At 74.3% G+C, this 13233-nt stretch carries 10 protein-coding genes; 4 read left to right on the top strand and 6 right to left on the bottom strand.

Annotated elements, in window-relative coordinates:
• Nucleotides 1–190: 190 nt before the first annotated feature.
• From ACIRPP_RS28545 to ACIRPP_RS28535, 3 genes are all read right to left on the bottom strand, one after another.
• On the bottom strand, nucleotides 191–1246 hold the full coding sequence (locus ACIRPP_RS28545) for an endonuclease/exonuclease/phosphatase family protein (protein WP_403648565.1): 1056 nt from the start codon (nucleotides 1244–1246) through the stop codon (nucleotides 191–193).
• Between the two features lie 248 nt (nucleotides 1247–1494).
• Nucleotides 1495–2142: a TetR/AcrR family transcriptional regulator gene (locus tag ACIRPP_RS28540; RefSeq protein ID WP_403648562.1), complete on the bottom strand. Its 648-nt coding sequence runs from the start codon at nucleotides 2140–2142 to the stop codon at nucleotides 1495–1497.
• A 322-nt stretch (nucleotides 2143–2464) separates the two neighbouring features.
• A complete protein-coding gene (locus tag ACIRPP_RS28535; RefSeq protein WP_403648559.1) occupies nucleotides 2465–4057 on the bottom strand; it encodes an MFS transporter in 1593 nt (530 codons plus the stop codon).
• A 304-nt stretch (nucleotides 4058–4361) separates the two neighbouring features.
• Here ACIRPP_RS28535 and panB point away from each other — a divergent pair, with 304 nt between their 5' ends.
• From panB to ACIRPP_RS28520, 3 genes are all read left to right on the top strand, one after another.
• Nucleotides 4362–5237, top strand: coding sequence for a 3-methyl-2-oxobutanoate hydroxymethyltransferase (gene panB / locus ACIRPP_RS28530; RefSeq protein ID WP_403648556.1), 876 nt, complete (start codon nucleotides 4362–4364; stop codon nucleotides 5235–5237).
• A gap of 311 nt (nucleotides 5238–5548) precedes the next feature.
• Nucleotides 5549–6577, top strand: coding sequence for an ATP-binding cassette domain-containing protein (locus tag ACIRPP_RS28525; RefSeq protein WP_403648553.1), 1029 nt, complete (start codon nucleotides 5549–5551; stop codon nucleotides 6575–6577).
• Nucleotides 6574–7398 (top strand): ABC transporter permease, encoded by an 825-nt coding sequence (locus tag ACIRPP_RS28520; protein WP_403648549.1) that lies wholly within the window; start codon nucleotides 6574–6576, stop codon nucleotides 7396–7398. Before ACIRPP_RS28525 ends, ACIRPP_RS28520 begins: the two co-directional genes overlap by 4 nt.
• A 77-nt stretch (nucleotides 7399–7475) precedes the next feature.
• Here ACIRPP_RS28520 and ACIRPP_RS28515 read toward each other — a convergent pair whose 3' ends face one another.
• Nucleotides 7476–10838 (bottom strand): AfsR/SARP family transcriptional regulator, encoded by a 3363-nt coding sequence (locus ACIRPP_RS28515; RefSeq protein WP_403648546.1) that lies wholly within the window; start codon nucleotides 10836–10838, stop codon nucleotides 7476–7478.
• A gap of 517 nt (nucleotides 10839–11355) precedes the next feature.
• Here ACIRPP_RS28515 and ACIRPP_RS28510 point away from each other — a divergent pair.
• On the top strand, nucleotides 11356–12156 hold the full coding sequence (locus tag ACIRPP_RS28510) for a site-2 protease family protein (protein WP_403648544.1): 801 nt from the start codon (nucleotides 11356–11358) through the stop codon (nucleotides 12154–12156).
• Here ACIRPP_RS28510 and ACIRPP_RS28505 read toward each other — a convergent pair.
• Both ACIRPP_RS28505 and npdG read right to left on the bottom strand, forming a co-directional pair.
• On the bottom strand, nucleotides 12146–12337 hold the full coding sequence (locus ACIRPP_RS28505; RefSeq protein ID WP_164334390.1) for a hypothetical protein: 192 nt from the start codon (nucleotides 12335–12337) through the stop codon (nucleotides 12146–12148). The genes ACIRPP_RS28510 and ACIRPP_RS28505 overlap by 11 nt on opposite strands.
• A 76-nt stretch (nucleotides 12338–12413) precedes the next feature.
• Entirely contained in the window at nucleotides 12414–13139 is a 726-nt protein-coding gene (npdG, locus tag ACIRPP_RS28500; RefSeq protein WP_403648537.1) for an NADPH-dependent F420 reductase, read from the bottom strand.
• Nucleotides 13140–13233 lie beyond the last annotated feature (94 nt).

Below are 13233 nucleotides of genomic sequence, written 5' to 3'. Positions count from 1 at the left end.
CATCGCCCGGGCCCGGGCCGCCTACGACTCCGCGGCCGTGGCCGGGCAGGCCGGTCCGCCCGACGCCCGGCCGTAGGTACTCGAGAGGCCCTGGGGTCTTTCGTTCGGATCAGGGCGGATCAGGGACCCCGCGAGCCCGGCATGATCCGAACGAGAGGCCCTGGGCCGGGCGGAGCTTCGACGGAGCTGCTCAGCCGCCGGAGGCGGGGGCCAGCTTCACCCGGGCGGCGATGGGCAGGTGGTCGCTGGCCGTCCGGGGGAGGGTCCAGGAGGTGGTGGGCTCGGCGCCCTTGACCATGATCTGGTCGATGCGGGCCATCGGGAAGGACGCCGGCCAGCTGAAGCCGAACCCGCTGCCCACGGCGCCCTGGGTGGAACGCATCTGCGAGGTCACGGCGTTGAGGGCGCGGTCGTTCATGGTGCCGTTCAGGTCGCCGAGCAGGACGACGTTCTCCAGCGGCTCGCGGGAGATGGCCTCGCCCAGCGCGTCGGCGCTCCGGTCGCGCTGGTGGGCGGTGAAGCCGGCCTCCATCTTCACCCGCACGGACGGCAGATGGGCGACGTAGACGGCGACGGGCCCGTCGGGCGTGGCCACCGTCGCCCGCATCGCGCGCTTCCAGCCCAGCCGGATGTCGACGGCCCGCACATCGGTGAGCGGGTACTTGCTCCACAGCCCGACGGTGCCGACGACCGCGTGGTGTTCGTACGCCGACGCCAGCGCCTTCTCGTAGGCCGGGACCGCGGACGCCTTCAGCTCCTCCAGCGCCAGGACGTCCGCGCCCGCGGCGGCCACGTCCCGGGCGGTGCCGCCGGGGTCCGGGTTCTCCGCGTTGACGTTGTGGGTGGCGACCGTGAACTCGCCGCCCGAGGTGGTCTTGTCGGTGATCAGGCCGCCGAAGAGGTTCAGCCACACCACCGACGGCACGAGTACCGCGATCAGTGCCGTCGCCGACCTGCGGACCAGGGCCAGCACGAGCAGTACCGGGATGAGCAGGCCCACCCAGGGCAGGAAGGTCTCCACCAGGCTGCCGAGGTTGCCGATCCGGTTCGGGATGTGGGCGTGGGCGACCATGACGAGGGCCAGCAGTCCGGCACAGGCGGCGAGGACGATGCCGCGGCGCCAGATGCGGGGGTCGCCCCGCCAGCCTCTGGTCAGCCGGGCGAACAGGCGCTGAAGCCGGGTTGTCCGGCGCTCGGGTCCCGAGCCGCCGTGGTCCGTCTCCGTCATGTACGCCTGCTGCGCCATACCGTCGCCTCACAACCTGCTGTGCACACCGACTCCCCCGCGTCCGTACGAACCCTAGGGGATGATCGGTTCCTTTCCCGCCGTCCTGCGACGGCCGTACGGGGGCGAGGACGTGTGGGACCGCTCCGGGAGTTCCATGAAGGTCACAAAGGGCATGCTCTGTGACCGAATGCGCACATCGGCCCCCGGACGCCGGTGCGGCCGCCGACCGCGGTTGCCCGCGGCCGGCGGGTGCCCGCAGCGGGCCGTCAGCCGGGCCGGTGCACGGGGCGCAGCCCTTCCAGCAGGGTGTCGACGACCTGTTCGGCGAGACCGTCCGGGAGGTCCGCGTCGGGGTGCAGCACGGTGCGGACCAGCAGCGGGCCGACGACGATGTCGCTGAGCAGGTCGAGGTCGACGTCGGCGCGGAGTTCGCCGTTGGCCTGGCCGCGGCGCAGCACCTCCAGGCCGAGCCGGCGGCGCGGCGCGACGACGGTGGCGTGGTAGGCGTCCCACAGGCGGGGGCTGCTCTTCATCTGGGCGCGCACGTGGTGCAGGATCGCCGACGTCCGGCCGGCCAGTCCGCGCAGCCGCAGGGCCTCCAGGAGGACGACGAGGTCGTCGCGGACGGAGACGCCGGGCAGTTCGGGGTCCGGTGGTTCGGCGGCCCGCATCACGTCGACGAACAGCTGCTCCTTGCCGCTCCAGCGGCGGTAGATGGTGGCCTTGCCGACACCCGCGGTGCGGGCGATGCGCTCGATGGACAGCTCGGCGAGGGGCACGCCGTCCTCGATGAGCTTCATCACGCCCTCGATGACGGCGCGTTCGACCGCCTCGCTGCGGGGACGTCCGCGGGCCGGGACCTCCTGGCCGAGGGCGGGGCCCTCCTGGTGGGGGCCGGTGTCGGCGAGGCTCACGTCGCTGCGTCCTTTCCGTGGGCTGGGGCGGGGGGGCCGGGGCCGGCGGCTCCGGCCATCGTCCTCGGCCGTCCGCCGGTCCGCCGGCCGGTCGGCCGGTCGGTCGGTCGGCCGGTCGGTCGGCCGGTCGGCCGGTCGGCCGGGGCGCGGGACCGCGGTCGGCGATCCGACCGCCCAGGGTCGCCGGTCCGCGGCGGACGATCAAGCGGCCCGCCGGCCGTGCGCCACCGGGCGACCAGCGGACCTCCCTGGCCGTGGCCGGTCGGCGCGGGGAGGCGACGGCCGGTCGGCGCGGGGCGTCGGCCGGTCCGACCGCCGCGGGTCATTTGTCCGTCGTGGACACCAGCTCCTCGTCGTGGGCGTCACCCCGGGCGGCGGGGGTGCGGCCGGGCAGGAACAGGGCAGTGACGACGGCACCGAGGACGGCCACGCCCGCACCGCACAGCGCGGTGACGTGCATGGCGTGCAGGAACGCGTCGCCCGCCGGGCCGACCAGGGCGTCGCCGCGCGGGCCGATCCGGGCGGCGGCGGCGAGGGTGGCCTCGATGGACTCGCCGGCGGCGTGCCGGGCGGCGGGCGGCAGGAGGTGGAGCCGGTCGTCGATGCCCGTGCGGTACGCCGCGGACAGCACCGAGCCCAGGACGGCGATGCCCAGGGCGCCGCCGACCTGGCGGAAGGTGTTGCTGAGCGCGGACGCCGAGCCCGCCTTCTCGCGCGGCAGGGTCTGCATGATGACGACGCTGACCGGCGTCATGACGTGGGCCATGCCCGTGCCCATGAGGAAGAACAGGCCCTCCAGGAGCCAGAGGGGGGTGTCGCGGTCCAGCACGGCGAAGCCGCCCAGCATGGCCGCGAGCAGCAGCAGGCCGCCGGTGGTGGTGGCCCGGACGCCGAAGCGGTCCACGAGCAGCCGGGCCCGTGGCGCGAAGATCATCTGTGCGGCGGCCAGCGGCAGCAGCAGCAGTCCGGTCTGCAGGGGCGAGTAGCCGCGCACGCTCTGGAGGTAGAAGACCGCGAAGAAGGTGACGCCCATCAGGGCGAAGAACACCAGCGCGATGGCGACGATCGACGCGGAGAACACCTTGTTGCGGAAGTACGCCATGTCGATGGAGGGGTGGTCGCTGCGCTTCTCGTACACGACGAAGGCGGCGAGGACGGCGAGCCCCGCGCCGGCGGTCGCCAGCACCGTGGCGTCCGTGAAGTCGGCGAGCCGGCCGCCCCGGATGATGCCGTAGACCAGCAGGACCAGCCCGACCACGGACAGCAGGACGCCGACGGGGTCGATGCGGCCCGGGCGCGGGTCACGGGAGTCGGGGACCAGCCACAGCATCAGGCCGAGGGCGAGGAGCACGATCGGCACGTTGACCAGGAAGACGGAGCCCCACCAGAAGTGGTCCAGGAGCACCCCGCCGGTGATCGGGCCGATGGCGATGGCCAGGCCCACGCCGCCCGCCCAGATGCCGATGGCCTTGGGCTGCTCGTCCCGCTCGAACACGTTCATCAGGACGGCCAGCGTGGCCGGCATGACGAACGCGGCGCCCAGTCCCATGACCGCCCGGAAGCCGATGAGCTCCCCGGGTGAGCCGGAGAAGGCGGCCAGCGCCGAACCGATGCCGAACACGGCGAGCCCGCCGAGCAGCACCTTCTTGCGGCCGAGCCGGTCGCCCAGCAGTCCGGCGCTGAACAGCAGGCCGGCGAAGACGAGCGTGTAGGCGTTGATCGCCCACTCCAGCTCGCTCTGCGTGGCGCCGAGGCCGGTGGGCGCGGGGGTGGAGATCGTCTTGATGGCGACGTTCAGGATCGAGTTGTCCAGGACGACGATCAGCAGGCTGAGCATCAGGACGCCGAGGATCGCCCAGCGCCGCCGGTGCACGGCGTCGGGGATGCGGCCGTCGGGGGCGGCGGGAGAGCTCATGCGGGCCAGCCTAACGATTTCCGATACGAGACCGTCTCGTATCGGAAACCTTTTGCCGGGTCATTGCCGGGTCATTGCGTCACCCGCCCGCCGGTGCGGCCCGAACCGCCGGTCCGGGCGTCCCGCTCCGCCGGACGCGCCGCCGCTCCGTACCGGCGCCGGGGAACGCCTCGTACCGGCGCCGGGGAATCGACGGAAAGCCGCCGTGCCGCCTCCCCTGGTGCCGGTCCCTTCGAAGTGCCACCATGGAAACGATCCGGGGACGCCGTAAGGGTGCCTCGAGATGACTGTTGGGAGACATGCCATGACGCAGCTTTCTGCTGCCCAGCCCCCGAAGCCGGGTGCCTCCGACGGGAGCAAGGCGCTGTACGGGGGCAAGAGCACCCGTCGTGTCACCGTCCGGGACATCGCCGCCGCCAAGGAGCGCGGCGAGAAGTGGCCCATGCTCACCGCCTACGACGCGATGACCGCCTCCGTCTTCGACGAGGCCGGCATCCCGGTCATGCTGGTCGGCGACTCGGCGGGCAACTGCCACCTCGGCTACGACACCACGGTGCCGGTCACCCTCGACCAGATGACCATGCTGTCCGCCGCCGTGGTGCGCGGCACCAGCCGCGCCCTGATCGTGGCCGACCTGCCCTTCGGCTCGTACCAGGAGGGCCCGGTGCAGGCCCTGCGGTCGGCCACCCGGCTGGTGAAGGAGGCCGGGGCGGGCGCCGTGAAGCTGGAGGGCGGCGAGCGCTCGCACCGGCAGATCGAGCTGCTGGTCGAGTCCGGCATCCCGGTCATGGCGCACATCGGCCTGACCCCGCAGTCCGTGAACGCGATGGGCTACCGCGTCCAGGGGCGGGGCGAGGAGGCGGCGCAGCAGCTGCTGCGGGACGCCAAGGCCGTGCAGGACGCCGGTGCCTTCGCGGTGGTGCTGGAGCTGGTCCCGGCCGAACTGGCCGCCGAGGTGACGCGCACGCTGCACATCCCCACCGTCGGGATCGGCGCAGGCCCTCAGACGGACGCGCAGGTCCTGGTGTGGACGGACATGCTGGGGCTGACCGGCGGCCGGGTGCCGAAGTTCGTGAAGCAGTACGCCGACCTGCGCGCGGTCATGAGCGGCGCGGCGAAGGCGTTCGCGGAGGACGTCGTCGGCGGAACGTTCCCGCAGGAGCAGCACTCCGTCCACTGACCCCTCACTCCCCCGGCCCGCCGGTCCGCCCGGCACCGGGGATCCCCGACCATCCCGGCACCACCGCGGCAGCCCGCCGATCTTCCCCCGTCGGCGGGCTGCCGCCTTTCCGTGCGGTGTGCGGTATGCGGTCCGTACGGCGCCGGCGCGCGCGTGTGTGCGGCCCGTACGGCGCCGGTGCGTGCGGTCCGGCGCGTGCGACCCCGTGCGGGAGGCCCCGCCGGCGTGGCGTGTCGGCGTTCTGTCGGTGGCGGCCCGGGCTGTCGGCCGCCTGTCGGCGGTCTGTCGGCGGCGGGTGACAGCTTCGGGGCATGAAGCGAATCGACAACGACCCGGGGGGCGCGTCCGGCGCCGTCACCGTACGGGGGCTGGTCAAGCACTACGGCGCCACGAAGGCGCTGGACGGCGTCGATCTGGACGTGCGCGAGGGCACCGTGATGGGCGTGCTCGGGCCGAACGGCGCGGGCAAGACCACGCTCGTGCGGATCCTCTCCACCCTGCTCGCCCCGACCTCCGGCCGGGCCACCGTCGCCGGGTACGACGTGGTCCGCCAGCCCCGGCAGCTGCGCCGGGTGATCGGGCTGACCGGCCAGTACGCCTCCGTGGACGAGAAGCTGTCCGGCCGGGAGAACCTGTACCTGATCGGCCGGCTGCTCGACCTGCCCCGCAAGGAGGCACGCGGCCGCGCCGACGCCCTGCTGGAGCGGTTCTCCCTGACGGAGGCGGCCCGCAGGCCGGCGAGCACCTACTCCGGCGGCATGCGGCGGCGCCTGGACCTGGCCGCCTCGATGATCGGCCGGCCGGCGGTGCTGTTCCTGGACGAGCCGACCACCGGACTGGACCCGCGCACCCGCAACGAGGTGTGGGACGAGGTGAAGCGGCTGGTCACGGACGGGGTGACGGTGCTGCTCACCACCCAGTACATGGAGGAGGCCGAGCAGCTCGCCGGTGAGCTGACCGTGGTGGACCGCGGCAAGGTCATCGCGAGCGGCGGCATCGAGCAGCTCAAGGCCAGGGTGGGCGGCCGGACGCTGCGGATCCGCCCGGCCGACCCGCGCGGGCTGCGCCCGCTGGCCACCGCCCTGGACGAGCTGGGCATCACCGGCCTGGCCGGGACGTCCGTGGACCCCGAGAGCGGCGCCGTCCTCGTCCCCGTACTCAGTGACGAGCAGCTGACCGCCGTGGTCGGCGCGGTCACCGCGCGCGGCATCACGCTCAGCTCCCTGACCACCGAACTGCCCAGCCTGGACGAGGTGTTCCTGTCCCTCACCGGCCACCGGGCCGGTGCGCCGCGGGACACCGCGCCCGCCGAGACCCCCGAGGAGGCCGTCGCCGTATGAGTGCCGCCGCCCTTGCCCCGGCCGCCGCGACCGGCGGCGACGCGCGCATCCCCCTGCGGGCCCATCTCCGGCACACCGGGGCCCTCGTGCGCCGCAACCTGCTGTGGATCCGGCAGGACCCGGAGTCGATGTTCGACGCCGTGCTGTTCCCGATCGTCTTCACCCTGCTGTTCGTGTACGTCTTCGGCGGCTCGATCGGGCAGGCGCTGGGCGGCGGGCAGGACGCCTACGTGCAGTACATCGTGCCCGGACTGATGGCCATGATGGGCATGAACATGGCCCAGGGGGTGGGCACCGGGTTCAACCAGGACTTCAACACCGGGGTCATGGACCGGTTCCGGTCCCTGCCGATCGGCCGCGGGTCCGTGCTGTTCGCCAAGATCGCGGTCGAGCTGGTGCGGATGCTGATCGCGACCTCGATCCTCCTGGTCGTCGGGGTGCTCGTCGGGTTCGACATCACCCGCTGGGCGGGGCTGTTCGCCGCCGTGGGGCTGTCCGTGGTGTTCGGCTCGGCCCTGATGTGGATCTTCCTCACGCTGGGCGTGGTGATGAAGAACGCCCAGTCGGTGCAGGCCATGGGCTTCCTGGTGCTGATGCCGCTCCAGTTCGGTTCGTCGATCTTCGCGCCCACCGGGTCGATGCCGGGCTGGCTGCAGAACTTCACCGCCTACAATCCGCTGTCCTCCCTGGCGGACGCGGCGCGCGGCCTGATGGTGGGCGGCCCGGTCGCGCACGACCTGTGGCTGACGCTGGCCTGGTCGGTGGGCATCACGGTGGTGATGGCGCCGGTCGCGATCCACAAGTTCCGCACGAAGACCTGATCACCGGGCCTGACCACCGGGCCTGACCACCGGGGCTCACCACCGGGCCTCACCACCGGGCCCGATCCCCCGCCTGGTCATCCGGCCTCGATCAGGGCGACGGCCTCCTCGGGAGTGAGGCCGTCGCCCTGCGCGTACGCCTCCTCGTAGGCCGCGTCGCCGAGCGCCGACCGGAGCCGGGACTCGGCACACCGGCGCGCCTCGCGCTCCCCGCGCACGGCGACGTGGCCGGGCGGCAGCAGGGCGTCGGCGGCGGACAGGCAGCGGGCCGCGTCACGCGCCCGGGCGCCGCCGTGCAGCCGGGCGAGGGCCGCCGCGCCCAGGGTGAGGTTCGCCGACCGCATGTGCGGTGCCATGGCGACGGCGAGCGGGTCGCCGGCCTGCCGCAACGCCCGTCTGATGGTGTCCAGGGCCCGCTCGTCGTGGCCGTCGACGATGTCCAGCCAGCCCTCGGCGCCGAGGATGAACGCGTCGAAGACGACGTAGTGCGCGATGCGGAACTCCTCGCGCAGCAGGCGCAGTTCCTCCCGCGCCTCGGCGGTGCGGCCGACGAGCCCGAGCCAGCCGGCCAGGAACAGCCGGGCGGCGGGCAGGGCCTCGTTGTGCCGGTCCCGGGTGCTGTCGATGACCTCGCGCAGCAGCCGTTCACCGCGCTGTTCGTCACCGGCGTCGAGCAGCACGCTGCCGAGGCGGGTGGCGAGCACGGCCTTCTGGGCCTGTGCGCCGAGGCGTTCGGCGAGGGCGATGGCCGTCTCGTAGTCCGCGGCGGCGGCCTCGTAGGCACCGGTGCGTTCGTGGGCCTCGCCGCGGGCGGAGAGGGCCTCGGCCGTGCTCCAGGTGTCGCCGAGCGCGCGGTGGATCTCCAGGGCCTCGTCCGCGTCCCGCCGGGCGTCGCCCGCCCAGTCACTGCGGTTCGCCAGCACGTTGGCGCGCATCTGGAGGTTGGTGGCCAGTTCCCACTCGAATCCGGGGGTCTCCCGGCAGGTGCGGATCGCGGCGTCGATGGTCTCCCGCAGCCGGTCCATGTCACCGGTCAGCATCACGGCGAACGCCCACAGGTGGCCGGGTGAGCGGCAGGTCTGCGGCAGTCCGGGTTCGTACGTGGCGGCGATGACGCGCAGTTTGTGCTGGGCCTCGGGTGTCTGCCAGTCGTCGAGTTCGGTGTCCATGCAGGCCATGTGGGCCAGGTGCACACCGCGCCGGGCCTCGGCGAGGACCTCGCCGGTCATCGGCGGCGGTGCGGCGGTGAGGGGCTGCCACACCGGCGCGGCCGGGCGCACCGGCTCGGTGAACGGGTCGGGGCCGAGGGACGCGACCTCGCTGCACCAGTTGCGGGCCTCGATGCGCAGGTCGCGCATCCGCCAGAACCGGACCAGCGACAGCACCAGACACAGGGCCTCCTGCTCGTCGCGCAGGGCGAGCGCGTGGCGCAGGGCGGTGCGCAGGTTCTCGTACTCGCGTTCCAGCCGTTCGACGGCGGCGGCCTGCTGCGGGCCGTGCAGCAACGGGTCTGTGGTGCGGGCCAGTTCGCGGTAGTGCGTCAGGTGGGCGCGTTCCGCCTCGGCGCGTCGGCCGCTCTCGTCGAGGCGTTCGCGCGCGTACTCGGCGACGGTCTCCAGCAGCCGGTAGCGCATCCCCGAGTCGCCGGACGGGGCGGCCACCACGAGCGACTTGTCGACCAGCGAGCCGAGCGCCTCCAGGGCGGCCGGCCCGCACACCGCCTCGGCGGCGGCCAGGTCACAGCCGCCCGCGAACACCGACAGCCGTCCCAGCACCTCGCGTTCGTCCGCGTCGAGCAGGTCCCAGGACCAGTCGACGACGGCCCGCAGGGTCTGCTGCCGGGGCAGCACCGTGCGGCTGCCCGAGGTGAGCAGGCGGAAGCGGTCGTCGAGCCGGTCGGCGATCTGGCGCGGGGTGAGCATCCGCAGCCGGGCGGCGGCGAGTTCGACGGCGAGGGGCATCCCGTCGAGCCGCCGGCAGATCTCCGCACAGGCCTCGGGGTCCTCCGACACCCGGAACCCGGGGCGGGCTGCCGCGCCGCGGTCGGCGAACAGCCGCAGCGCGACCGGCTCCGGCAGCGGTTCGACGGGGCGGACCAACTCCCCGGGCACGCCGAGCGGTTCGCGGCTGGTGGCGAGCACGGTGAGCGCCGGGCAGCGTTCCAGCAGGGTCTCGGTGAGGCGGGCCGCGGCCTCGACGACGTGCTCGCAGTTGTCCAGGATCAACAGCATGCGGCGCCGCCCGCAGTGCTCGGTGAGGCGCTCCACCGGGTCGTCGTGCCGGTCGGAGACCGCCCGCATCCCCTCGGCCCCGGCGCCGTACAGGACGGTCTCGCGGGCGCCGACGGCGGTGAGCACGGCCTCGGGGACGGCGTCGGGGTCGTCCACGGGTGCGAGTTCGGCCAGCCACACCCCGTCCGCGGCGGTCCGCGGCAGCGTGTCGGCGGCCTCCTGCGACAGCCGGGTCTTGCCCGCTCCGCCCGGTCCGGTCAGAGTGACCAGCCGGGCGGACTCCAGGTCCCGGCGGATGGCCCCGATGTCGGCCTCCCGGCCGACGAAGGAGGTCAGCCGGGCGCGCAGGTTGCCGGGGCGGGGCGGCCGCGGCGGACCGGGCGGCGCCTGTCCCGGGCGGGCCGGAGCCGACGCGGAGGGCGCGCCCGGCCCGGGATCGCGGTCCGCTCCCGCCGGTGCCCGCCCGGGCGGGGGCTCATGGTCCGGGGCCAGTAGGCCGGCGTGCAACGCCCGCAGTTCCGCGCCCGGGTCGGAGCCGAGGCGGTCCGCGAGCAGGCGTCGTACGTCCTCGTAGCCCGCCAGGGCCTCCGCGGCGCGGCCGGTGTCGCGCAGGGCGCGAAGCCGCAGCGCCTGCAGCGGCTCGTCCAGGGGGTGGGCGTCGCAGAGGGCGGTCAGCTCGGGCAGGGAGCGCCCGGCGTCGCCGAGGGCGAGGGCGGCGGTGTGCCGGGCCCGCAGCGCGTCCAGGCGCCGGGTCTCGGCCCGGGCCGCCTCCGCGGTGCGGTCGGGCAGACCGGCGAGGGCGGGGCCGCGCCACAGGGCCAGGGCGTCGTCGAGGAGCGTCCCCGCCTTGGCCGGGTCGCCGTGGGCGAGGGCGGCCGCGCCCTCGGCTGCCAGCCGCTCGAAGCGGTGCAGGTCGACGTCGTCGGGGGCGGCGGTGAGCCGGTAGCCGCCGTCGGCGGACACCACGGTGTCCGCGCCGAGGGTCCGGCGCAGCCGCCCGACCAGCGCCTGGAGCGCGCCGGTGGCGTCGGCGGGCGGGTCGCCGTCCCACACCTCGTCGACGAGTGTGCCCACGGGGACGGTGCGGCCGGCCCGCAGGGCCAGGACGGTCAGCAGGGCGCGCAGCCGGGCCCCGCCGACCGGGACGGCGGTGCCGTCGGCGTGGACTGCCTGGGTGGTGCCGAGGATGCGGTAGCGCACGGGGTTCATTGTCTCCGGTGGACCGGGGCGCCGGCGCGGAGCCCCCGCCCCCACCCTTCACGGAACCGGCGGCCGGCGCGAGGCGTTTTCCGGATGCGGGGTACGGTCGGGCGTCGTGCGCCCGCGCCGGGCGGTGCGGCGTGTGCGGCCCGTGCGGGGCGGCGCGGCGTGTGCGGCCCGTGCGGGGCGGTGCGGCGTGTGCGGCCCGCGCGGGGCGGCGCGGCGTGTGCGGCCCGCGCGGGGCGGTGCGGCGTGTGCGGCCCGCGCGGGGCGGCGCGGCGTGTGCGGCCCGCGCGGGGCGGCGCGGCGTGTGCGGCCCGTGCGGCGTGCATGGGTGGCGCGCGGCGCGTGTGTGCGTCTGCGGCGCCGGGGGCAGCCTGGCAGGCGGTGCCGCCGCCCGTCGTCCGCCGCCCGTCGTCCGCCGCCCGTCGTCCGTCGCCCGTCGTCCGTCGCCCGTCGTTCCTTCGCCCGCCGTCGATCCGCCCGCCCCCGTCCGTCCACCGGCCCGGCCAGTCCAGGGAGATCCATGACCGTCACCAGCATCCGCCCCCGTGACCGGCGGGTCAGCCCCGTGTTCCTGGGGATCCTGGCCGTGACCGCGGTGACGGGCTGGGCCACCTGGACCGGGTTCGCCGAGCAGCCGGGCATCGCCGTGTTCCTGTTCGTGACGGCCGCCTGGATCGTCTCGCTGTGCCTGCACGAGTACGCGCATGCCCGCACCGCCCTGCACAGCGGCGACATCTCGATCGCCGCGAAGGGCTACCTCACGCTGAACCCCGTGAAGTACACGCACGCCCTGCTGAGCATCGTGCTCCCGGTGGTGTTCGTGATCATGGGCGGTATCGGTCTGCCCGGCGGGGCGGTCTTCATCGAGCGCGGGCGGATCCGGGGGCGCTGGCGGCACAGTCTGATCTCGGCGGTCGGCCCGCTGACGAACGTGCTGTTCGCGCTGGCCTGCACGGCGCCGTTCTGGCTGGACGCGCTGGACGGTGTCCCGGCCGACTTCCGGTTCGCGCTCGCGTTCCTGGCGTTGTTGCAGGTCACGGCGGCGATCCTGAACTTCCTGCCGGTGCCGGGCCTGGACGGCTACGGCGTGATCGAGCCCTGGCTGTCGCACGGCGTGCGCCGGCAGGTGGAGCCGTTCGCGCCGTTCGGTCTGCTGTTCGTGTTCGCGCTGCTGTGGCTGCCCGCGCTGAACGGCGTGTTCTTCGACGCCGTCGACGCGATCCTGTCAGCGCTGGGCGTCGGTGACCTGGAAACGTACTGCGGGCAGAACCTCTACCGCTTCTGGCAGGAGACGAACACGTTCTGTTCCGTCAGCCGGTGACGGGGCCGTCCTTCCGGGCGGCACGGCCGCGCTTCAGGTAGTACCAGGCCATGTTGGACGACAGGCCCATGAGCAGCACCCACACGACGCCCACGAAGACGCCGCCGCGCACGAAGGAGACGACGGCCGCGACGGTGGCGAGCACACAGACGGCGAGGGCGTAGAGGGCGAGACGGGGCATGGGGGTGGGCTCCTGTCGGGGGACACTGCGGTTCGTTCACAGGCGCTGCCTGCACCGTCCAGTGTCCCCCATCGGGTCACACGTCGGTGACGCGGAGCCCGGCGTGTGCCTTGTAGCGCCGGTTGACGGAGATCAGGTTGGCGACCAGGGACTCGACCTGGTGGGCGTTGCGCAGCCGTCCGGCGTAGATGCCCCGCATGCCGGGGATGCGGCCGGCCAGCGCCTGGACGATCTCTACGTCGGCGCGGACCTCGCCGAGCACCATCACGTCGGTGTCGATGGAGTCGATCTCCGGGTCCTGGAGCAGCACGGCCGACAGGTGGTGGAAGGCGGCGGTGACGCGGGCGTCGGGGAGCAGTGCGGCGGCCTGCTCGGCGGCGCTGCCCTCCTCCGGCTTCAGCGCGTAGGCGCCCTTCTTGTCGAAGCCGAGCGGGTTGACGCAGTCGACGACCAGCTTCCCGGCGAGTTCCTCGCGGAGGGACTCCAGCGTCTTGCCGTGGCCGTCCCAGGGCACGGCGACGATCACGATGTCGCTGCGGCGGGCCGTCTCGGCGTTGTCGGCGCCCTCGACGCCGTGCCCGAGCTCCTCGGCGGCGGCGCGGGCGCGCTCGGCGGCCCGGGAGCCGATGATCACCTTCTGGCCGGCCTTGGCGAGGCGGAAGGCGAGGCCCTTGCCCTGCGGCCCGGTGCCGCCGAGCACGCCGACGACGAGCCCGGAGACGTCGGGCAGGTCCCAGGGGTCCTTGGCGGGGGCCTTCGCGGCGCCCCCGGCGGGCTGCTGTGCGCTGTCGGTAGAGGTCATGGGGCCGACTCTACGTCCGTCGCGGTGCCGTATCCGGTGCACGTGAGCGCCGTCACGGGCGGGGCGGACGGAACCGGCGAGGCATGCCCGGGTC

This window comes from Streptomyces sp. NPDC101219 (assembly GCF_044767675.1).
GTDB lineage: Bacteria > Actinomycetota > Actinomycetes > Streptomycetales > Streptomycetaceae > Streptomyces.
This window is presented reverse-complemented; position numbering and strand designations above follow the sequence as displayed.